Consider the following 21486-nt stretch of genomic DNA (forward strand, 5'->3'; position numbering starts at 1 on the left):
CAAAGGACCTTTGGCCCTGCCGCGCCCGGTTGTGCCGGCGGATAGTGGTACTGCAAGTAGCAGATAACTTGGAGGGTCGCGAATGAACCACCTGACGGCACTGGACGCCGGGTTCCTCAAAGTGGAGGACGCCGACAGGCGGGTAAGTATGGCGATCGGCGGGCTCGCGGTCATCGAAGGGCCGGTGCCGGACCAAGACGCGCTGGTGTCGGCGTTCGATCAACGAATTCGCGCCTGTCCCCGGTTTGGGCAGCGGCTGCGGCTGCGCCCGTTCGACCTCGGTGCGCCCGAATGGGTGGACGATCCCGGGTTCGGCATTGAGCGGCATGTGCGCCGCGCAGCGCTGCCGCATCCCGGCGATGAACGAGAGCTGTTCCGGTTGATCGCCGATGTGATGGCGCGGCGTCTGGACCGGAACCGTCCGCTGTGGGAAATCTGGGTCATCGAAGGCCTCAGCGACGACCGCTGGGCGATGCTGATCAAGGTTCACCATTGCATGGCCGACGGAATTGCGGTCACCCACATGCTCGCCGGGTTGTCCGATGACGGGGTCGGCGACAGCTCGGTGCACCACATCCGTGGTCGCGAGGCGGTGACGCCCCAACCTAGTCCGAAGAGCGTGCTAGGTGGTCTGTGGAATGCCTCGACGGCGGTCGTGGCGGGTGCGGCCGAGATCGCGATCGGTCTGATGCGCTCGGCCGCGTCGCCGCTGAACGGGCCGATCGGCGATCTGCGTCGTTACTGCGGCGCGCGAGTCCCACTGGCCGACATCGAATTGGTACGCCAGACGTTCGGCGTCACCGTCAATGACGTTGCGCTTGCCGCGATTACGGAGAGCTTCCGCAACGTCATGGTTGAGCATGGCCAGCGGCCCGATTCGTTGCGTACCTTGGTGCCGGTGTCCATGCGTTCCGTCGACGCGTTTGACAAGACCGACAATCGGGTGTCGGTTATGCTGCCGGACTTGCCGGTTGACGAAGAGAACGCAGTGCGGCGATTACGCACGGTGCACGCGCGATTGTGCCAGGCTAAGGCAGGGGGTCAGCGCGAGGCTGGAAATGCGTTCGTATCCATTGCGAATCGCATTCCGTTTGTGTTGACCGCGTGGGCGATCGGATTGCTGACGCGGATTCCGCAGCGTGGCGTCGTGACCGTGGCGACGAATGTGCCGGGACCGCGCCGGGCGCTGCGGGTCATGGGCAGGCAGGTACTTGGCGTGTACCCGGTTCCGCCGATCGCGATGCAGTTGCGGACCGGTATTGCGATGCTCAGTTACGCCGACGACATGTTCTTCGGGATTCTCGCCGACTACGACGTGGTGGCCGACGTCGACGACCTGGCCAGAGGAATCGAAGCAGCGGTAGCGCGGCTGGTAGCGATCAGCAAGCGGCGCAAGGCGTCTCGTACTCGCGGACCCCTGTCACTGGTTGTGTGACGGTGTGACCCCATCTGGCCCTGCCAGGACCAACGGTTCGCGTTAGCGAATCTCGAGGACAGTGTTGAGTGGCCGCCGTGGTGTCCGGGCGGGAAGTTCTTCTAGTCCGAAGTTGCGGCGTTATGGGTGAGTGGATTTCTAGTTGACCTGGGGTTTTGCTGGTCTTGTTGGGGTGGTGGTTCTGGCTACGCTGCGGTTAGTGGGATCGGGGTGCCGATGAGGTCGAAGGCGCGGCGTTGATCGGGGGTGGGTTCGGCCAAGGTGGGCACCGTGGCGTTGGTGCCGTGGTAGTGAATGTCGTTGCGGGTCAGGGTCGCTAGGTGGTCGAGTAGGCCGCGGAAGCTGCGTAGCGGGTTGCCGTTGGCGTCGTGTTGGGTGGAGGCCTTGGCTTGGGCCTGCGGTGAGCGTTGCGCGGGGGCGACGGGGTTGTCGCGGGTGGGTGGGTGTTCGTCGGTGAAGGTCAGTGGCGCCCAGGCTTTGCGCAGGTGCCAGATGAGGTAGCAGGCTAGCAGGCAGATCAGTACGTGGGCGCGGACGCGCTCGTCGAGGCGGTGGTGAATGGGTCGTAGATCCAGGTCGTCGGTTTTGATGTTGCGGAAGTCGCGTTCGACGTGGGCCAGGTTCTTGTAGCTTTCTACGACCGCGGTCGGATCGAGTTCGGTGGCGGGTACCGGTGTGCGTAGCACGTAGATGCCATCGAGGGCGGCTTCGGCATCGATGGCGGCCTGGTCGCGGTGGTAGGTGAAGGTGGTGTCGGTGATCTCGCGGCGAAAGTGCTTGCCTACTTTGCGTTTGGCGATTACCCGGCCGATGGCCTCGCCGATTTTGCCCGCTCCGCGCAGGCGCCCGGATGCCACCCGGGCGGCGATGGCGGCCAGGTCGGCGTCGGTGGCGGCCAGCAGTTCGTTGCGTTTGCGGGCCCGCTCGGTGGCCAGGGCGGGGTTGCGGCAAGCGATCAACCGTTCCCCCGGGTAGTCGGGGTGGCTGATCTCGGCGAGGTCTTGGGTGTCGAACAGGCTCATTTGCAGCGGTCCCTGCTCGGCGGCCAGTGTGGCGATATCCGGGGCGCGTAGCGCCGTGATCCACCCGAAAGCCGTTGCGGTGTCGGGGCTGTCGTTGAGCTTGCGCAGCGCGTCGATGCGCGCGGAGGTGATCATGCCGCGATCGCCGACCAGCACCAGCCGGGTCAACCCGAAGCGGTCGCGGATCACCTCGACGATGTCGCTGAACGCGACCGGGTCGGCGGTGTCCCCGGGCACTACCCGTACCGCCACCGGGCGCCCGGCCGGGTCGGTGAGCACCCCGTATTCAATCTGCGGCAGGCCCTTCTTGCCGTCGCGGGAATAGCCATAGGCGGCCAGCTCACAGCACCGCCCGGTCACCCACGAGCTGGTCAGATCAAACAACGCCATCCGGCTTGGGTTCGCCTCTGGCCCAAGGTGTTTGGCGGCTAGCTTCTTCTCGATTGCGTCCTGGCGATTGGCCAACCAGTCCATCGCGGCATACACCTCATCGGTAGACGCATCTGCCACCGCCAGGTCGGGCCCCAGGGTGCAATCGGCCCATCGCGACAGCGTGGACAGTTTGGAGGCCGGGCGGATCACCCGCGAGATAATCAACCCCAGCACCAGGTCCCGAGATCGGCAGGCCGGGCCCAACAGGCCCGGAAACCCCAATCGGCGGGCCATCGCGGCGACCGCGGCCACATGCCCGTGCGGCAGCGAGCGAGTGATGGTGCACGCCGCCTCGGCGGGTACCAGTGCCTGCCCCTTCAGCGTTGCCTCGATCGCGGCGATCGCCTCCGCGGGCAGCTTGGACAGATTGGCCAGGGTCTCGTGGCGGACCTTCTTGCCCTCGCGGTAGGTGCGGCGCACCAGCACCGACTCGTAGCGGTGCACGTTGCCGGCCTTGTCCACGTACCTGCTCGGTGTTCGGGCTACATGCATTCGCATCGGCTTCACCATAACCGGATACTACCAGGCAAATTCACCAATATACGTCATCAACACGCCATATTCACTGGCTACATATCCAGGCCCCAAACCCACACAGATCCCAGCTCAACCGCCAAATTCGCCATCTCACCCGACGCAACTTCGGTCTAGTGGTGGGGAAATTCCAACGCGGATCAAGACCTGGGGCTCGCCGCGCTGGCCGATGAGGTCGCGCACGATGTCGCGGCTCTGGCTTGATTCGATCAGGTGGGTCAAGGTACAGGTCGCCATGCCGGACATCGTGCACTCGAGTAAGACGGTGGACAGCGTTTCCCCGCAACGTAATACGTCGGTCCTGGTGTCGTCAGGAGTCGATAGCACAAGAAGTTTCGAGTAGTCGGACGTGACTTCCTTGCGTCGATCCTGGTGGCTGCGGACTGGAAAATCCCGACCCACGTCAACGCGGCGGCGTTCTGCGTCCGAAGGCAGAGCCCCCGGCGGCACACCTTGGGCCAATGCGAATGGTGAAGTCCACCACTCGAGTTCGGCGTGATAGGACGAATCGTCACGCCGCAGGGCTTCACTGAGTCGCGACGCCTCCGCTAATTGCGGCCGTTGATCATCGGAGAGGACCGCCAGCAAGGCAACGCTGCCATCGACCGTGCTGCGCAGGACCGGCTCAAACTGATCCCAGAACGTGGGACGGTCAAAGGGAAGTCGATCGGTTCGGCGCTGCAGGATCGCCCGAGCACGGTTTCGCTGCGCAGCCGTGATGTGATCGACGGGGCTGAATTGGATTGTTGCCAGATGGTCCGGGTTGTTCGGGTTGGGGAAGCGCGTGATACCGGCCCGCCAGCGTGCAGCCAACATGGCGACGCGGAGGTGATCGAGTACCGCACCACAACTGAGGATCGCTTCCCGGCCGGAATGATCTGTGGCGGGAACGGTTCGGCGACGGTCGACGAAAAGGTGGACACCTCCCTTTTCGGCCACCCATCGCCAGGGTTGGCTGTTGTGCACGGACGGCGCCCGACAGGCCAGCTGGACTGCGTTCTTGAGAACCATAATGTCCACGCGCTAACCGTATGGCGGCTTGACCTAGGTTAATAGGGTCGTTGGTCCTCACGGTCAAACCCCGTGTGTCACTTTAGTTTCAGTGGTTTCATTGGACCGATTGTTGTCGGTGGGTGCTCATAGTATGCGGGCATGGGTTCGAGCACGCGTGAGCAGATCGTGGGGGTCTTCGATGCGCTCGATGCCGAGCTGGACCGGTTGTGCGGGTTGACGTTTGAGGTGTTGACCACCCCGGAGCGGTTAGCGTTTCTGGAGCGCTTGGAGCGGGCGGCGCGGCGGTTGCCGGTGCCCGGGCACGCGTTGATCAATCAACTCGCCGAACAATCCAGCGAGCAAGAGCTGGGCGGGAGGTTGTCTGCGGTGCTGGCCGATCGGCTGCGCATCACCCGCGCCGAGGCCGGCCGGCGGGTGGCCGAAGCGCAGGATCTGGGGCAGCGTCGGGCGTTGACCGGTGAGCCGTTGCCGGCGCGGCTAAGCGCCACCGCTAAAGCGCAGCGGGATGGGCTGCTCGGCGGGGACCATGTGCACCAGATCCGCGGGTTCTTTAAGCGGCTGCCCGACGCGGTGGACCTGTTCACCCGCGAGGCCGCCGAAGCCGACCTGGCCAGTAAAGCCAGCCAGTACCGGCCCGACCAGGTCGCCAAGTACGCCCGCGTGCTCATGGATTGCCTTAACCCCGATGGCACCTACACCGACGACGAGCGGGCCCGCCGGCGCGGGATCAGCATCGGCAACCAGGGATTCGATGGCATGTCACGTCTTAGCGGGCTGCTCACTCCGGAGCTGCGGGCCACCCTGGAAGCGGTGTTGGCCAAGCTGGCCGCCCCGGGCATGTGCAACCCGACCGACGAAAACCCTGTGGTCGACGGGGAAGCCCCGGAGGAGGCGGTGCGCCGCGACATCCGCAGCCAGGCCCAGCGCAACCATGACGGGTTGCTGGCCGGGCTGCGCGGGCTGCTGGCCTCAGGGGAGTTGGGTCAGCACAACGGGTTACCGGCCAGCATTATCGCGACCACCACGCTGCAAGAGTTGCAGGCCGCCGCGGGCCGGGGCCTGACCGGTGGGGGCACCATCTTGCCGATGTCTGATGTCATACGTTTGGCCCGCCACGCAAACCAATACCTGGCGGTCTTCGACCAGGGCACAGCGGTCGCGTTGTATCACACCAAGCGCCTGGCGTCGCCGGGGCAGCGAATCGTGTTGTACGCCAAGGAACGCGGCTGCAGCGCACCGGGTTGTGATGTGTCGGGGTATTACTGCGAGGTCCATCACTGCACCCCCTACGCGACCTGTGGCACCACCGACGTCAACGACCTCACTTTCGCCTGCGGCGGGCATCACCCGCTGGCCGAAAAGGGCTGGACCACCCGCAAAAACACCACCGGCGACACCGAATGGATTCCGCCACCGCACCTCGACCACGGCCAACCGCGAACGAATTCCTTCCACCACCCGGAAAAGCACTTGGTGGAAGAAGACGATGGCGAACGGGGCTGATTCTGGGATTGGCGCTATATCGTCGACTACAGTCTCGGCCTACGGGTTTGATGCGCGCTGACGACGTAGCCAAACTCGGGCGCGGAGAGAACTTTCCGGTCGCCCTGCGCGTGCTGCCGGCGTAGCTGCGCAGTGACCTGCATGCCGTGTACGCCGTGGCCCGCACCATCGACGACCTAAGTGACCGGTCAGCTGGCAACCGCACGACGGCCCTGCGCGATTTTCACACCGATCTGCACCGCATCTGGGATGGGGACGCCCCCCAGCGACCGGCTCTGCGGGCGCTGGCGCCGATCGTCCGGGCCCACGGCCTGAGCCCGGAACCGTTCGATCGGCTTATCGAGGCCGGTCTGACCGATCAACGGGTCACCCGTTATGAGACATTCGATTAGCTGCTCGGCTACTGCCGACTCTCGGCTGAGCCGGTAGGCCGGCTTGTTCTTGACATCTTCGGTCAGAACTCGACGGCCGCGACCGAATTCTCTGATCGGGTGTCGGCGGCGCTGGGGCTTCTTGATCTCTGGCAGGATGTCGGCGCAGACCGCCGCGCGGGACGGGTATACCTGCCGGCCGAAGACCTCACCGCATTCGGGGTGCGCGAAACCGACCTGGATGCTGCGCGCGCCAGCCCCGCGCTTCGCGATACGCCGACCAGCTCGGGATCTCCTTGCAGCAGACCAACATTCTGCGTGATGTGCGCGAATACTTGTTGGACGGGCGGATCTATCTGCCGCGCGATGAGCTAGAGCGGTTCGGGGCGCGTCTGGCGGTCGACGGCCGCGGCGAACTCGACGACCCGCAGGCGAATCTTGCAGCGCTGCTGCGTTTATGTGCGGCCCGGGCCGAGGACTGGTACTCACTGGGGCTGCGGCTCATTCCCCACCTAGACTCGCGCAGCCGTGCCTGCTGTCTCGCCATGACAGGCATCTACCGGCAGCTGCTGGCCCGCATCCCTTCCTCACCGGCCCTGGTCTACGACCGGCGACTGTCGCTCTCCGGTCCGGCGAAGGCCCGCATCGCCGTGGCTGCGCTTGCCCGCGCAACGGGCGGCCGTGGGTAGCTGGCAGTCGTCGGCCACGGGCCACTGTGCCGGGTACGGTCCCAGTTTGATCAGAAGTCCCAATTGTGAACGGCACCAGGGAGATACCGGAGCGATGATGCCGGCAGTGACGTCGTCAACGAACTGTTCCCAGGGTATCCAGCGGATCTCGTCGACCTCGAACGAGTTCGGTCGAGGCTGTTGGTCAACCTGGACTCGGTAGACCGGGCATATCTCGTTTTCCATGGTGCCGTCGGCCATGGTCGCTCGGTAGCGGAACCCGGGCAGGATCAAATCAACTGAATCCGTGGGCAGTTCGAGTTCGTCGGCTAGCCGTCGGCGGATTGCGTCTGGCAACGATTCGCCGGGCAGCGGGTGCCCGCAACAACTATTGGTCCACACTCCAGGCCAGGTCCGTTTTGTGGTGGCCCGCCGGGTGATTAGCACCCGGTCCGCGGCGTCGAACACATAGCTGGAAAAGGCGAGATGCAGTGGGGTGTCAGAAGTATGCACAGTGGCCTTGTCGGCGACGCCCACCGCGCCACCCCACTCGTCGACGAGCACCACCCGCTCGTCTGGTGAGGTTGGCTGGGGAGTGATTAGCATGATTCGGCGCCCGTCGGTTGGCGATTGCGGTTGGCGATCATCTCGTCGAGGACCGTCGTGAATTCATCGGCGCCATTGAGGTCGTCTCGGATCCGCTCAGCGAGGCGGGTGGCGGCACTCTGGACGCGGACGCTCCTGACCCGCTCGATGGCGTCGGCGATGGCGGCTGCTGTCAACGCTGGTCGCGGGATCAGCTCGCCGACGCCCAGGTGACGAAGTGCCCGTCCCCAGAAGTATTGGTCAAATCCATGGCTGCACACCACCGATGGTGTGCCGCTGGCTACTGCGGTAGCGACAGTTCCCGCGCCACCGTGGTGCACCAGCGCTACGCAATGCGGGAACAAAGCGGCGTGATCGACCTCAGGCTCGAGCCACATCCGATTCGATTGCGCTGCAATCGCGGTTGTCTGCGACCGGTCGCCCGCGACCACCGCGCGGTAGCCGCGTGAGGCGCAGATCGAATCGAATTCGGTGATCAGTCGGCCGAGTTCCGGCACTGGCATGCTGCCGAATCCGAGATAGACCAACGGTATGTCGCTCGCATCGATCCAGCGGGCCAGATCCGGTGGAAGAGGGGGTGCGTGCTGGCCGGTGGGGCGAATGAAACCGATCCGCCGGCAGTTGTTTCGATCACGTTTGTTGCGAGGCACGATCGCGGTGCCGAACGCCTCGACGATGAGGTGGTCGCTTCGCCGGAACGCAGTCGACGGCCGCAGCATCCTATGCGGGTATCCGACGCGTCGTGCCAAGCTCCGTGTGCTCCGCAGGGTGCTGAAGTCCACGCCCAGATCAAGCGAGTAATACGTGAGCTTGGATAGCTGATACCGAAGCCGTTGGGGACCGGGGCCCAGAAGTGGGTTTGCCACCGGTGCCGACGGCGAGCAGGGGAAGGTGCGAATCGAAACGATCGGCGTGCCGGCGGCGGTGGTGACGATGGCCACCTTCTCCTGCAGCACTCGCCCCGCAATCACGCAGTCGGCACCGCCACAGAGTTCAATCAAGCCGGTATCGACGTCTGCGCTATATCGCTCATACAGCCGGGCGAAGGTCCGCAACTGAGCGACGGTTCCCCCTTCGAAGAACGATCTGCGCCCCTCTTGCGACGTGAGAAACACCCTGATGTCGAGCGACGTATAGACAAACGGGGCGAATCCGAGGCGTTCCAAGATCGATGCCACGTCGGGGTTACACCCGAAGGCCACATCATGGCCCGCTTCCCGAAGACACCGGGCGATCTCGACGAGCGGAAGGGCATCCCCTCGTGAACCGAGGCAAGCGATTGCGACCCGCACCCCCACCCGTCCTCGACTCGATGTCCGACAGTGAGCTCCCGGCGGATCCGTGCAGGCCTCCGACCAGATTTGCGGAAAGCATACAAGAGCTACAGCGTCTGGCATTCTGAACAGATGGCAGGCAAGGAAATCGATCGGATCCGGGCGAAAAGCGCGCTCGAGGTGATCAAGCAGCACCCGATATTGGTGCTCTTCGCGCTGTCGCCCGCGATCGCACTGTTGGGTGTCATCTGGTGGCTCGCCGGCGCCGGCTGGGCTATCGTGGCGGCGCTCGTCCTGCTGGTCGCTGGCGGAGCCCTCGTCGTCCTCAAACGCTGACACGCCGCCATGCGTTCCTGGTGGGGTTGGGGCACCGTCGAGGACGCGCTTTCCGAGCAGGAGACGCGAGATCTGGAGTCACGGGTAGCCACGCTGTTGCCCGGTCATGACCTGACCGACCATCGGCCCCCTAATCCGAACGAGCTGGGCTTGGCCGCGCCGCGCATTGCGCCGCCGGCGTCGCTTGCCGCGATCTGTTCCGCCGACCCGGTCGATCGGGCGGCACACGCGCGCGGCAAGGCCTTTCGCGACGTTGCTCGCAACCTGCAGGGCCACCTCGACCACCTGCCGGACCTGATCCTGAGGCCGCGCCGCGAACAAGACGTTATCGACGCGCTCGATTGGTGCACGCGTGAGGGGATTCCGGCGATCCCCTACGGCGGTGGCAGCTCAGTGGTCGGCGGCGTCGAGCCGCGCTTCGACGGGCCGGCGGTCACGGTGGACGTCTCCGTCATGAGCGCGGTCCTCGAGATCGACCAGGTCAGCCGCGCCGCGCGCATCCAGGCGGGGGCGCTTGGGCCATGGATCGAGCAACAATTGCGCCCGCACGAACTGACCCTGCGCCATTTCCCGCAGTCGTTTGCATTCTCCAGCCTGGGCGGGTGGTTGGCCACCCGCGCCGGCGGACACTTTGCCACGCTCTACACGCACATCGACGACCTCACCGAATCGTTGCGAGTCGTTACCCCGGCCGGGGTCAGCGAGTCTCGGCGGCTGCCGGGCTCCGGCGCCGGACCGTCGTCGGACCGGTTGTTTCTCGGCTCCGAGGGCGCCCTTGGCATCATCACCGAGGCGTGGATGCGGTTGCAGGACCGGCCGCGGTGGCAGGTCACAGCGTCGGTGGCGTTCGAGGATTGGGCCGCCGCAGTTGCGGCAACCCGCATCATCGCGCAGGCCGGCCTCTACCCCGCGAACTGCCGGCTGCTGGACCCGGCCGAAGCCCTCCTCAACGCCGGCACTCCGGTCGCCGGCGGGTTGCTGGTGCTGGCCTTCGAATCGGCCGACCACCCGATAGACCCCTGGCTCAACCGCGCGGTGGAGATCGCCGCCGAACATGGCGGTACAGTCACCGCGCGCCGTAGCCGCGAAACCGAAAGCGACGCAACAGAAGACGACGCTCCCGACGCGTCCAAAACCTGGCGGTCGGCGTTCTTGCGGATGCCCTACCAACGAGATGCGCTGGCGCGCCGCGCAATCATCGCAGAAACATTCGAAACCGCTTGCACCTGGGACGGATTCGACACCCTGCACGCCGCGGTGACGGAAGCTGCGCGGGCAGCGATCCAGCGGGTCTGCGGGACCGGCGTGGTGACGTGCCGGTTCACCCACGTTTACCCCGACGGTCCGGCCCCGTACTACGGCGTCTACGCCGGGGGGCGCTGGGGTTCCCTCGACGCGCAGTGGGACGAGATCAAGGCCGCCGTGTCCGAAGCGATCAGCGCGACCGGCGGCACCATCACGCACCACCACGCCGTCGGCCGTGACCACCGTCCCTGGTACGACCGGCAGCGTCCCGACCCATTCGCTGCCGCCCTGCGGGCCGCGAAGTCCGCGCTGGACCCGGCCGGGATCCTCAACCCCGGGGTGCTGCTCGACTAGATGGTCGCGGCCCGCTGCGCCCGGCTACGCCGCGCTTGCGATCGCCACCGCCGCGCTTGCGATCGCCACGGCCGCGCTTGCGATCGCCACGGCCGCGCTTGCGATCGCCACGGCCGCGCTTGCGATCGCCACGGATCAGCCGTGCCCGATGCGCAGCAGCTCGGCCAGGTTCGGCAGCTTCACCCGCGGACGCCCGTGCGGTTCCCCGGCCGCGCGCTCAAACTTGTCAATGTTCTGCCAGTGCGCCGACGTGACCAGCTTCGGCTGACGTGAGGTCAACCAGTCGGCAAGCTTGTCGGCATGGTCGCCTGGGAAGTCCGCGAGCTCGGCGTTGGCAAGATCGCCGAGCAGGGTGTCGACGGTGTCTTGGGAGTCCTTCTTGTTGGTGCCGATCACACCCGTCGGTCCCCGCTTGATCCATCCCACGACGTATTCGTTGCGCCGGCCATCCACTCGGCCGTCGGTGTTCGGGATGGTTCCGCGTTTGTCGTCGAACGGTAGCCCGGGAGTTGGCACACCGCGGTATCCGACGGACCGCACGATCAACTGGGCCGGCAACTCCTCGCGCTCGCCGGTGTCCTTGGCCGACACCCACCCGGCGTCGTCGGTAACCAGTTCGTTGCGGCCCAACACGATCCGCTCTACTTTGCCGTCGCCCTTGATCTCGATGGGAGATGTCAAGAACCGGAACACCATTCGACGGTGTCCGGGGCGCGGCTCGCGGCCCGCATAGTCGCGCAGCACCTTGATGTTCTGCTTGCAGACCTTGCCCACCGCCGCCGCATCCTCGTCGGTGATCCCGTCGAGCTCGGCCGGGTCGATCACCACGTCAACCCCGTCCAGGTCGGCCAGCTCGCGCAACTCCAGCGTGGTGAACGCCGTCTGCAGCGGGCCGCGCCGGCCGATGATCACCACTTCCTCCACGCCGCGCGGGCGTAACGATTCCAACGCGTGATCGGCGATATCGGTCCGTGACAGCACATCGGGGTCGGTGACCAGAATGCGTGCGACGTCCAGTGCGACGTTGCCGTTGCCGACGACAACTGCGCGAGCGCCAGACAAATTGGGTGACATCTGCTCAAAGTGTGGATGGGCGTTGTACCAGCCGACGAAATCGACGGCGGCGATGCTGCCCGGCAGATGCTCACCCGGAATGTTCAGCGCGCGATCCGACTGCGCGCCGACGGCGTAGATCACGGCGTCGTAGTGTTCGGCGAGTTCAGCGGCCTCGACGTGGTCGCCCACGACCACGTTGCCGTAGAAGCGGAAGCGCGGATCTTCGGCGGTCTTTTCGAATTGCTTGCTGATCGACTTGATCTTGGGATGATCGGGTGCGACGCCGGAGCGCACCAGGCCCCAGGGCGTCGGCAGCATCTCCAACATGTCGACGGCCACGTCGATCTCGTCGGAACTGTCAGCGGCTTTTAGCAAAGACGCCGCGGCGAAGAACCCGGACGGCCCGGAGCCGACGATCGCAACGTGAAATGGACGCATGGGCGAGCCTTCTGTTCGTGCCCGGCTGCGCGCGGGAGGCTGAGCATCGCAGTCGCGGGGTGCACATGATGGTGGTCTGATGCTAATCGCTGATAACGGTAACGTGGGCGGCTGTGGAACCTGACCGTCAAGCCGACATCGCCGCCCTTGACTCCACCCTTACCACAGTGGAGCGGGTGCTCGACGTCGACGGTCTCAAGAGCCGCATCGAAAAGCTCGAGCATGAGGCGTCCGATCCGAAATTGTGGGATGACCAGGCTCGTGCGCAGCGGGTGACCAGCGAGTTGTCCCACACTCAGGGTGAGCTGCGGCGCATCGAGGAATTGCGCCGCCGCCTGGACGACCTGCCCGTGCTCTACGAGCTCGCTGCAGAGGAAGAAGGCGCAGCAGCCGACGAAGCGCTCGCCGAGGCCGACGCCGAACTCAAGGCGCTGCGCGCCGACATCGAGGCCACCGAGGTGCGCACGCTGCTGTCGGGCGAATACGACGAGCGCGAGGCGCTAGTCACGATCCGTTCCGGCGCGGGCGGGGTCGATGCCGCCGACTGGGCCGAGATGCTGATGCGGATGTATATCCGCTGGGCGGAACAACACAAGTACGGCGTGGAAGTGTTCGACACCTCCTACGCGGAAGAGGCCGGGATCAAAAGCGCCACCTTCGCCGTGCACGCGCCGTTTGCCTACGGCACGCTGTCCGTGGAGCAAGGCACCCATCGGCTGGTGCGAATCAGCCCATTCGACAATCAGAGCCGACGGCAGACCTCGTTCGCTGAAGTGGAGGTACTGCCGGTGGTGGAGACCACCGACCACATCGATATCCCGGAGGGCGACATCCGGGTCGACGTCTACCGTTCCAGCGGGCCCGGCGGTCAATCGGTGAACACCACCGACTCCGCGGTTCGTTTGACCCACATCCCGACGGGTATTGTCGTGACTTGTCAGAACGAGAAGTCGCAGCTACAAAACAAGGTGGCGGCGATGCGGGTGCTTCAAGCAAAGTTGTTGGAGCGCAAGCGTTTAGAAGAGCGCGCCGAGTTAGATGCCTTGAAGGGCGAGGGCGGCAGCTCCTGGGGCAACCAGATGCGGTCCTACGTGCTGCACCCCTACCAGATGGTCAAGGATCTGCGCACCGAGTACGAGGTGGGCAATCCGGCGGCCGTTCTGGACGGAGACCTCGACGGGTTCCTGGAAGCGGGCATCCGGTGGCGCAACCGAAAAGATGACGATTAACGCAGGCGTTCTTGCCGTAGCTACTTCGACCTGAAAAAGTGACGGCCCCTGAGTCTGCTGTTGGTGCGCGAATACCGCGTGACTGTGGAGGCAGAGATCCGTGCTTTGGGGCGTCGGGTCATGCTGCGAGGCCGCTGATCTTGACTAGGTTGTGGGCGAGGACGCCGTGTCCGGTCCAGATTCGGGTTCCTTCGGTGCCATCGATGGAGGAGCGGCTCCAACCGTAGTTTCGTTTGAGAGTGCTGATGCGGCCTTCGCTGCCGGTGCGCCACTTGATTGTTCGTCGGAAGGCTGGCCGGTGTTCCTCGGCTTGCCGAGCCTTGCCGGGTTTGCCTTTTCGCGGTATCACGACCGTACGTACACCGAGGTCGTGCAGGTCGTTTTCGACGCGTTCCTCGCCGTAGCCGCGGTCGGCGGTGACGGTGCCCGGGGTACGCCGGGCGCGTTTGGTGACCCGTTTGACCGCGGGCGCTAGTTGCGGCGCGTCGGGTGGATTGCCTTGCTCCACACGGTGGTCCAGGACGATGCCGTCGTCGTTGTCGACGATCTGGGCCTTGTGCCCGAACTCGACCGGCCGGCCCAGCCTGCCCTTGGCGATCGGGCGGGCATCGCCGTCGTGAAGGCTGACCCGCCGACTCGCCCCGTCCGGGATGTGCCCGGCGACGCGCTGCTGGGTCTGCGCCACGATCTGCCGCGTCGCTTCCAGCAGTTTGGCCAGGTCGTTGACCGCACGCACCAGCCGGCCACGTCGCCGGCCGGCTGCTGCATCATGCTCGCCGCGGGCGCGCAGGTCGGCAGCTTTGACCTGGGCCCGGCGCACCGCCCGCTTGGCGTTGACCAGTAGCCGCTCGGCCTCGCGCGCCGCGGTTTTGGCCAGCACAGCCAGCTCCCCGGTGCTGGTCAGCACCGCGGCCTTGGCCTCGTCGCGGCCCAGCGCGGCGCGAGAGCGCAGTTTCGACGCGATCGCGTGCGCGCGCTTGCCCGCCGCGCGGGAGCGGTCCCGCAGCTGGGTGCGCACCGCGCCCCCAGCGGCCTGGATCCGCTTGCCGATCCCGGCGATCCGGCGCGTCGCCTTGGCCAGCAGACTCGAATCGGTCGGATAGGCCACATTAGCCGGCACCACCGTGGTATCCACCCGAATCCGATTAGTACGCAACAACTTCGCCTCAGCCGCCTTGGCCAACAGCACCTCATTGAGCCCGTCGACCGCCGCACTGCCACACCGGGTGGTCAGCTTCATCAACGTGGTCGGATGCGGCACCGACCCATCCAGTCCGATCCGGCAGAACCGGCGCCAAGTGATCGAATCCGCGACTTCTCGGCACAGCGACTCATAGCCCAGCCGGTAACGGAACTTCAAGAACATCAACCGCAGATAGGTCTCCATCGGCGTGGACGGACGCCCGATCCGTGTATCGAAGAACGGCTCGAACGGGGCGAAGAACACCGGATCATCGAGCAGCCCATCGACCCGCGCCAACTCATCGGGCAACTTCAACAACTCCGCGGGAAGCACTGCCTCCCAAAGCGACACCTGATCGCCTACAGTACGAAACACGATGGCCTCAATCCCTTCCGCAACAAGGGCTTGAGGCCATCTTTCCTGTTCAGCACCATCAACCCGCGGATCAACGCGCCGACTTTTTCAGGTCGAAGTAGCTAGGGCCTTCTGGGGGGCTTCCTGGCCGCAGCGGTGGCATGACTTCTGGCGCGGCCAGATCGGCGAATGGATCATCACCAGGGGTCTGCGCATCGTCATGTTGCTCATTGCGGCGGTGCTTGCGGCCCGATTCGTCAATTGGGTGGCGCAACGAGTGACCAAGCAGCTCGACATCGGCTTTGCTGAAAGCGATGCGTTGGTGCGCTCCGAGGCAACCAAACACCGCCAGGCCGTTGCGTCGGTGATCTCCTGGGTGTCGATCGTCATCATCGCGATCGTGGTCGTCATGCAGATCGCCGACGTCCTGCAATTGTCGGTGGGTGGGCTGATCGCGCCGGCGACCGTGCTCGGTGCGGCACTGGGTTTTGGTGCCCAACAACTGGTCAAGGATCTGCTCGCCGGCTTCTTCATCATCGTCGAGCGGCAATACGGCTTCGGAGACCTCGTCAAGCTCACCATTCAGGGGTCGACGACGGATGCGACCGGCACCGTCGAGAACGTGACGTTGCGGGTCACCAAGTTGCGTTCGCCCGACGGCGAGGTGTTCACCGTTCCGAACGGCCAGATCGTCAAGTCGGTCAATCTCAGCAAGGACTGGGCACGCGCGGTGGTGGACATCCCGGTCTCCACCAGTGCCGACCTCAACCGGGTCAACGAGGTCTTGCACCAGGAGTGCGAACACGCCCGTGACAATGCGGCGCTGGGGGAGTTGCTGCTGGACGCACCCACGGTGATGGGGGTGGAACGCATCGAAATCGACACCGTCACATTGCGGTTGGTGGCCCGTACGCTGCCCGGCAAGCAGTTTGAGGCTGGCCGGCAGTTGCGAGTGCTGGTCATCCGGGCGCTGGCCCGCGCCGGCATCGTCACCGCGGCCGATGCGACGGTGGGTGTTGTTGACGATCCAGCGATGCCACAGCGGTGAAGGTCACGCTGAACGTCTTTGCGAAGCGTCGCGAAGACGAGAAACGACGCTGGCCGACCCATTTGTTTGGGGGCCGGGTACGCACCTCGACCTTGGCGTTGATCGTTGCATTCCTCGCGGTCTGGTGGGTCTACGAGACCTACCGCCCGCAAGAGCCGCCCCGTAGCACCACGCCGCCCGCGCAGGTGGTGCCGCCGGGTTTCGTGCCGGACCCCAACTACACCTGGGTGCCCCGCACCCGAGTGGAGCAGCCGGCACCCCCCGTGACGAGGATCCCGACCACCACCACGCCGCCCCCTCCCACCACCGTGCCGCCCTCGACCACCACGACCACCCCGCCGCCGTTCACCCTGCCGTCGCCGCCGTGCGTGCTGCCGCCGCCCTTCTGTCCCCCGAACACCACCCCGCCGCCGGAGCCCAGGCCGGGCCCGGCGCCCAGCCCGACGCCCCCGGCTAGCTGAATTTCGCGTGCCAGCGAATCGCACCGCTACACTGGCGTGCCGTGATGATCACCCTGGACCATGTCACCAAGCAGTACAAATCGTCGGCACGTCCGGCGCTGGATGACGTCAACGTCAAAATCGACAAGGGTGAGTTCGTCTTCCTGATCGGCCCGTCGGGTTCGGGTAAGTCGACATTCATGCGGCTGCTGCTGGCCGCGGACACGCCGACAACCGGCGACATCCGAGTCTCGAAGTTTCATGTCAACAAGCTCCGCGGCCGCCAGGTGCCGAAACTGCGTCAGGTGATCGGCTGCGTCTTCCAGGACTTCCGGTTGCTGCAGCAAAAGACTGTGTACGACAACGTCGCCTTCGCGCTGGAGGTGATCGGCAAACGCACCGACGCCATCAACCGGGTAGTGCCCGAAGTGCTCGAAACGGTCGGTTTGTCGGGCAAGGCCAACCGGCTGCCCAACGAGTTGTCCGGCGGCGAGCAGCAGCGCGTCGCAATCGCCCGCGCATTTGTCAACCGGCCGCTGGTGTTACTGGCCGACGAGCCCACTGGCAACCTCGACCCAGATACCAGTAAGGACATCATGGATTTGTTGGAGCGGATCAACCGCACCGGAACGACGGTGCTGATGGCGACACACGACCACCACATCGTCGACTCGATGCGGCAGCGGGTGGTCGAGTTGTCGCTGGGCAGGCTGGTTCGCGACGAACAGCGTGGTGTCTACGGGATGGATCGCTAGGTGCGATTCGGCTTCCTGCTCAACGAGGTCCTGACCGGCTTTCGTCGCAATGTCACCATGACGATCGCGATGATCCTGACGACAGCGATCTCGATCGGCCTGTTCGGTGGCGGTCTGTTGGTGGTTCTGCTGGCCGACCACTCTCGGGCCATTTACCTCGACCGGGTCGAGACACAGGTGTTCCTCACCGACGACGTCTCCTCCAACGACCCGTCCTGCGACGCCAACCCGTGCAAGGCGCTGCGAGAGCGGATCGAAGGACGGCAAGACGTCAAATCCGTGCGGTTTCTCAACCGTCAGCAGGCCTACGACGATGCCATCCGGAAGTTTCCGCAGTACAAGGACGTCGCCGGCAAGGATTCCTTCCCGGCATCGTTCATCGTCAAGCTGAACAACCCCGAGCAGCACAAAGACTTCGACACCGCGATGCAGGGTCAGCCTGGGGTGCTGTCGGTGCTCAATCAGAAGGATTTGATCGACCGATTGTTCGCGGTGCTAGACGGTTTGAGTAAGGCGGCGTTCGCCGTTGCGTTGGTTCAGGCCATCGGTGCGATTCTGTTGATCGCCAACATGGTCCAAGTGGCCGCCTATACGCGGCGCACCGAGATCGGCATCATGCGCCTGGTCGGCGCGAGCCGCTGGTATACCCAGTTGCCCTTTCTGGTGGAGGCGACGCTGGCCGCGACTTTTGGTGTCGCCATCGCGATCGCCGGCTTGATGTTGGTGCGGGCGTTGTTCCTGGACAATGCGCTCAACCAGTTCTATCAAGCAAATCTGATAGCCCGAGTCGACTATGCCGACATTCTCTATATCTCCCCATTCCTGCTCTTGCTGGGCGTGGCGATGGCCGGCGTGACGGCATACATAACGTTGCGCATATACGTACGGCGGTAGCGGTGTCCAAGAAGCCTGGCGCGGCTAAGGGGACTAGGGGGACTGGCAAACAGATCATCGCCAGCAACCGCAAAGCCCGTCACAACTACTCGATCATCGAGGTGTATGAAGCCGGCGTCTCACTGCAGGGGACTGAGGTGAAGAGCCTGCGGGAGGGGCACGCGTCCCTGGTCGACGCGTTCGCCACCGTCGACGACGGTGAAATCTGGCTGCGCAACCTGCACATTCCCGAGTACCAGCACGGCAGCTGGACCAACCACGACCCGCGACGCAACCGCAAGCTGCTGTTGCACCGCCGCCAGATCGACACCCTGATCGGCAAGATCCGCGAAGGCAACTTCGCGTTGGTGCCGTTGTCGCTGTACTTCTTTGAGGGCAAGGTCAAGGTCGAACTCGCGTTGGCGCGCGGTAAGCAAGCCCACGACAAGCGTCAGGACATGGCCCGCCGCGACGCCCAGCGCGAAGTGCTGCGCGAGTTGGGGCGCCGAGCCAAGGGCATGTGAGTCGGGCCTACTATTCGACCATGGCCGATCGTCCCGTCACCAAAGTCGACAAATCCGATGTACTAGCTGGCCTTTTCGCCGTATGGGACGACATCGGCGTTCTGCTGGACGGGCTGGCCGAAACGGACTGGCAGGCGCCGTCGGCGCTGCCCGGCTGGGATGTGAAAGCCGTGGTATCGCACATCATCGGTACCGAGTCGTTCCTGGCCGGAATCGCCGCACCCCAACCGGACATCGACGTCAAGACGCTTGAGCATGTGCGCAACGACATCGGAGCGATGAATGAGTGCTGGGTGCGCCATCTCAGCGGGGAGTCGAGCGCCGAGCTGGTTGCGCGGTTTCGTGCGGTGACCAACGACCGGCGCAAGGCGCTGGAGAGCATGTCCGACGAGGACTGGAACGCCGTGACCGTGACGCCGGGGGGACCGGACAGCTACGGGCGGTTCATGCGGGTGCGGGTCTTCGACTGCTGGATGCATGAGCAAGACATTCGTGTGGGGTTAGGGCGGCCATCTTCCGATGCCGAGCTCGATGGGCCGGCGTTCCAACTGGCGCTCGACGAGATCTCGTCCACGATGGGGTTCGTCGTCGGCAAGCTCGGGAAGGCGCCCAACGGCTCGCGCGTCCTGTTCGAGCTGACCGGTCCGCTGGCCCGCAGCATCCGCGTCTCCGTCGACGGGCGCGCCCAGGTGGTCGACGACTTCGGCGGGCAGGAGCCGACGGCGACGATCCGGCTGGACGGGCTGCAGTTCACCAGGCTTGCTGGCGGGCGCCCTCTGTGCCCTGGGCGCTCTCCGGATGTCGAGCTCGATGGCGACCGGGATGTTGCTGGGCGGATTGTCGAGCGGCTGAACTTCGTGATCTGACCGTGGCCCTGCGCGCTCGACCGTCGAGTTGTTGGGCTGGAACCGGGGTTTTCCACCCAACAAGTCGACGCTCGCCCTGATCGGGTTGGCGTACCATGGGTTGTCCTGCCGAAAGTCGGCGGGGATGCGAGGGGCTGAACGGTTTCGACTTCGCGCATCGAATCAAGGGAAGCGTGCCGGTGCAGGCAAGAGACCACCGTAAGCGTCGTTGCAACCAATTAAGCGCCGAGAACACTCAGCGCGACTTCGCTCTCGCTGCCTAAGCGACAGCAAGTCCGTCAGACCGGGAAAGCCCTCGACCCGGATCCTGGCGTCATCTAGAGGGATCCACCGATGAGTTCGGTCGCGGGACTCATCGGGACACCAACAGCGACTGGGATCGTCATCTCGGCTAGTTCGCGTGACCGGGAGATCCGAGCAGAGACATAGCGAACTGCGCACGGAGAAGCCTTGAGGGAATGCCGTAGGACCCGGGTTCGATTCCCGGCAGCTCCACCACATGACCGCAGTTCGAAAGGCATCCTTTCCCGCAATGTCGCCCTGCGCGGGCATGCGATTGCCGTCGATGGGCGAGCCACCGGCGGCGAAGTGCTGACTTTCGTTACAGCGTGCAGCCCGCAAGTCGCGAGGGAGTAGCCGGTTGCATCGAAAACGACGATCTCGCTGGATATTTCGGTCCTACCGTCGAGTGGGTGCTGAGCTGTGCGATCCGCTCGGTCGGCTACCGGGCCTGCGGCGGACCAGACCGTCATCGAGCATCTGTTGGAAGTGCTCGGTGACCGTCTGCTCGACGGGCCGATAGGTCAGTCCCAGCTCGTCTAGGCTGCGGCTGTTATCGAATGCCAGCGGATAACCCACGTTGCGGTCGACGAACTTTCGCGTCAGCCCCACAATGGGTGCGACGGCCTTCACCACCACTTTGGGCGTTGTCGTCCTCGGGAACGGATAGAGCGGGCCGTACCGGCGGCGCAGCATCTTGCCGACCTGCAGCAGAGTCAGCGAATCCGCGTTGACGATGTAACGGCCGTGGGCCTCGGGGGTGAAGCCGGCACGCAGATGAGCATCGGCCACATCACGCACGTCCACCACACCCATGGTCAACGCGGGAGCTCCGGTGAGCAGGGTGCCGTCGGTGAACTGCTTCATTGTGCTCAGGCTCGCGGAGTCGCTGGCGGTGGTCAGGGCAGGCCCTAGGACCAGGCCGGGGTGAATGGTGACCATGTCCCAGCGCAGCTGCGCCTTAACGTAGCGCCACGCCTCCCGCTCGGCCACTGTCTTGGAATACGGATACGGTTGGTGGTCAACGCTGCTGGTGGTGTTCCAGTGTTCGTCGGTGAAGACGCCGCCGGGAACATCACGAGACTCACAGACATCGCCGTAGATCGCGACCACGCTGCTGGTCAGCACCACGCGCTTGACGGATTGCGTGCGGTTGACCGAGTCCAGCACGTTGCGGGTGCCTTCCAGCGCCGGGCGCACGAGCGCTTCCTGCGGATCCTTGAACCCAGAGAGCAGAAATGGCGATGCGGTGTGCATGACGAGTTCGCATCCGTCCATCGCCTCGTCAAAGCTGGCGCGTTCGAGCAGGTCTGCCTTGAACAGTCGGAGCCGACCGGGATGATCGTCTGAGAGCTTGTGCAGATGCGCCAAACCGGAAGTCTTCTGCGGGTTACGCACCGTGCCGTGGACAGTGCGTCCCGCTTCGAGGAGCAATCGGACGATCCAGCTGCCGATGTAGCCGCTGGCACCCGTGACGAGGACCGGCGCTTCCGGGTCGATCGCCGTCGGTGACGTGTTCATGCCGGTGATCCTCTCTGGTCAGCTGAGGGGGTCGACCACTTCGACGAGGGTGATCATTTCCACAGGGCCTTGTCCTTGCCGCCCCATAGCGTATTGCCTTGGGATCTCACCTACCTGACATGGAAA

At 64.8% G+C, this 21486-nt stretch carries 20 protein-coding genes, 1 other RNA gene and 1 pseudogene; 15 read left to right on the top strand and 7 right to left on the bottom strand.

Translation table 11 applies throughout. The annotated features are described in order from the left end of the window. Positions 1-82: 82 nt before the first annotated feature. A complete protein-coding gene (locus AADZ78_RS07200; protein ID WP_085249796.1) occupies positions 83-1435 on the top strand; it encodes a WS/DGAT/MGAT family O-acyltransferase in 1353 nt (450 codons plus the stop codon). 185 nt (positions 1436-1620) lie between these two features. Here the strand turns inward: AADZ78_RS07200 and AADZ78_RS07205 are convergent, their stop codons facing one another. Beyond that, a complete protein-coding gene (locus tag AADZ78_RS07205; RefSeq protein WP_239655096.1) occupies positions 1621-3387 on the bottom strand; it encodes an IS1634 family transposase in 1767 nt (588 codons plus the stop codon). Between the two features lie 129 nt (positions 3388-3516). Beyond that, entirely contained in the window at positions 3517-4434 is a 918-nt protein-coding gene (locus AADZ78_RS07210; protein WP_085252757.1) for an Acg family FMN-binding oxidoreductase, read from the bottom strand. A 141-nt stretch (positions 4435-4575) separates the two neighbouring features. On the opposite strand from AADZ78_RS07210, the gene AADZ78_RS07215 reads away from it, so the two are divergent. The 4 genes and pseudogenes from AADZ78_RS07215 to AADZ78_RS07225 all read left to right on the top strand — a co-directional run. Then, positions 4576-5940: an HNH endonuclease signature motif containing protein gene (locus AADZ78_RS07215; RefSeq protein WP_341343632.1), complete on the top strand. Its 1365-nt coding sequence runs from the start codon at positions 4576-4578 to the stop codon at positions 5938-5940. A gap of 137 nt (positions 5941-6077) precedes the next feature. Continuing rightward, on the top strand, positions 6078-6332 hold the full coding sequence (locus tag AADZ78_RS07220; protein WP_264033278.1) for a squalene/phytoene synthase family protein: 255 nt from the start codon (positions 6078-6080) through the stop codon (positions 6330-6332). Between the two features lie 54 nt (positions 6333-6386). Next, positions 6387-6686, top strand: coding sequence for a squalene/phytoene synthase family protein (locus AADZ78_RS28965; RefSeq protein WP_372510537.1), 300 nt, complete (start codon positions 6387-6389; stop codon positions 6684-6686). Beyond that, positions 6578-6976: pseudogene (locus AADZ78_RS07225) on the top strand (squalene/phytoene synthase family protein); the annotation flags it as partial. The gene AADZ78_RS28965 and the pseudogene AADZ78_RS07225, both read left to right, overlap by 109 nt. Here AADZ78_RS07225 and idi read toward each other — a convergent pair. After that, positions 6899-7585, bottom strand: a complete 687-nt coding sequence (gene idi / locus AADZ78_RS07230) for an isopentenyl-diphosphate Delta-isomerase (RefSeq protein ID WP_085252754.1) — start codon at positions 7583-7585, stop codon at positions 6899-6901. The pseudogene AADZ78_RS07225 and the gene idi sit on opposite strands and share 78 nt — an antisense overlap. After that, positions 7579-8763, bottom strand: a complete 1185-nt coding sequence (locus tag AADZ78_RS07235) for a glycosyltransferase (protein WP_139829002.1) — start codon at positions 8761-8763, stop codon at positions 7579-7581. Before AADZ78_RS07235 ends, idi begins: the two co-directional genes overlap by 7 nt. Positions 8764-8991: 228 nt before the next feature. On the opposite strand from AADZ78_RS07235, the gene AADZ78_RS07240 reads away from it, so the two are divergent. Both AADZ78_RS07240 and AADZ78_RS07245 read left to right on the top strand, forming a co-directional pair. After that, positions 8992-9195 carry a hypothetical protein gene (locus tag AADZ78_RS07240; RefSeq protein WP_085252752.1) on the top strand — a complete coding sequence of 68 codons (204 nt, stop codon included), beginning with the start codon at positions 8992-8994 and terminating at the stop codon, positions 9193-9195. A gap of 9 nt (positions 9196-9204) precedes the next feature. Next, a complete protein-coding gene (locus AADZ78_RS07245) occupies positions 9205-10794 on the top strand; it encodes an FAD-binding oxidoreductase (RefSeq protein WP_085252751.1) in 1590 nt (529 codons plus the stop codon). 135 nt (positions 10795-10929) lie between these two features. Here AADZ78_RS07245 and AADZ78_RS07250 read toward each other — a convergent pair whose 3' ends face one another. Beyond that, on the bottom strand, positions 10930-12288 hold the full coding sequence (locus AADZ78_RS07250) for an FAD-dependent oxidoreductase (RefSeq protein ID WP_085252750.1): 1359 nt from the start codon (positions 12286-12288) through the stop codon (positions 10930-10932). Positions 12289-12401: 113 nt separating this feature from the next. Between AADZ78_RS07250 and prfB the strand changes: the two genes are divergently transcribed. Beyond that, positions 12402-13517 carry a peptide chain release factor 2 gene (prfB, locus tag AADZ78_RS07255; protein ID WP_085252749.1) on the top strand — a complete coding sequence of 372 codons (1116 nt, stop codon included), beginning with the start codon at positions 12402-12404 and terminating at the stop codon, positions 13515-13517. Positions 13518-13635: 118 nt separating this feature from the next. Here the strand turns inward: prfB and AADZ78_RS07260 are convergent, their stop codons facing one another. Beyond that, the gene (locus AADZ78_RS07260; RefSeq protein WP_085251832.1) at positions 13636-15075 is read right to left on the bottom strand and encodes an ISNCY family transposase; all 1440 of its coding nucleotides are present in this window, start codon (positions 15073-15075) and stop codon (positions 13636-13638) included. 160 nt (positions 15076-15235) lie between these two features. Here AADZ78_RS07260 and AADZ78_RS07265 point away from each other — a divergent pair, with 160 nt between their 5' ends. The 7 genes from AADZ78_RS07265 (at position 15236) to ssrA (ending at position 20058) form a co-directional block, all read left to right on the top strand. Beyond that, positions 15236-16102 carry a mechanosensitive ion channel family protein gene (locus AADZ78_RS07265; RefSeq protein ID WP_085249225.1) on the top strand — a complete coding sequence of 289 codons (867 nt, stop codon included), beginning with the start codon at positions 15236-15238 and terminating at the stop codon, positions 16100-16102. Then, a complete protein-coding gene (locus AADZ78_RS07270) occupies positions 16099-16563 on the top strand; it encodes a hypothetical protein (protein ID WP_085249226.1) in 465 nt (154 codons plus the stop codon). The genes AADZ78_RS07265 and AADZ78_RS07270 overlap by 4 nt, the downstream gene beginning before the upstream one ends. A gap of 44 nt (positions 16564-16607) precedes the next feature. Next, positions 16608-17297 carry a cell division ATP-binding protein FtsE gene (ftsE, locus tag AADZ78_RS07275; protein ID WP_085249227.1) on the top strand — a complete coding sequence of 230 codons (690 nt, stop codon included), beginning with the start codon at positions 16608-16610 and terminating at the stop codon, positions 17295-17297. Next, positions 17298-18191, top strand: coding sequence for a permease-like cell division protein FtsX (ftsX, locus tag AADZ78_RS07280; protein ID WP_085249228.1), 894 nt, complete (start codon positions 17298-17300; stop codon positions 18189-18191). Between the two features lie 2 nt (positions 18192-18193). Beyond that, positions 18194-18694 carry an SsrA-binding protein SmpB gene (gene smpB, locus AADZ78_RS07285; RefSeq protein ID WP_085249229.1) on the top strand — a complete coding sequence of 167 codons (501 nt, stop codon included), beginning with the start codon at positions 18194-18196 and terminating at the stop codon, positions 18692-18694. A 20-nt stretch (positions 18695-18714) separates the two neighbouring features. Then, the gene (locus AADZ78_RS07290; protein WP_085249230.1) at positions 18715-19560 is read left to right on the top strand and encodes a maleylpyruvate isomerase family mycothiol-dependent enzyme; all 846 of its coding nucleotides are present in this window, start codon (positions 18715-18717) and stop codon (positions 19558-19560) included. Positions 19561-19690: 130 nt separating this feature from the next. After that, positions 19691-20058: a transfer-messenger RNA gene (gene ssrA, locus AADZ78_RS07295) on the top strand. A 180-nt stretch (positions 20059-20238) separates the two neighbouring features. On the opposite strand, the gene AADZ78_RS07300 is transcribed toward ssrA, so the two are convergent. Beyond that, positions 20239-21360 carry an SDR family oxidoreductase gene (locus AADZ78_RS07300; protein WP_204803814.1) on the bottom strand — a complete coding sequence of 374 codons (1122 nt, stop codon included), beginning with the start codon at positions 21358-21360 and terminating at the stop codon, positions 20239-20241. Positions 21361-21486: the final 126 nt, after the last annotated feature.

This window comes from Mycobacterium riyadhense, from assembly GCF_963853645.1.
Classification (GTDB): domain Bacteria; phylum Actinomycetota; class Actinomycetes; order Mycobacteriales; family Mycobacteriaceae; genus Mycobacterium; species Mycobacterium riyadhense.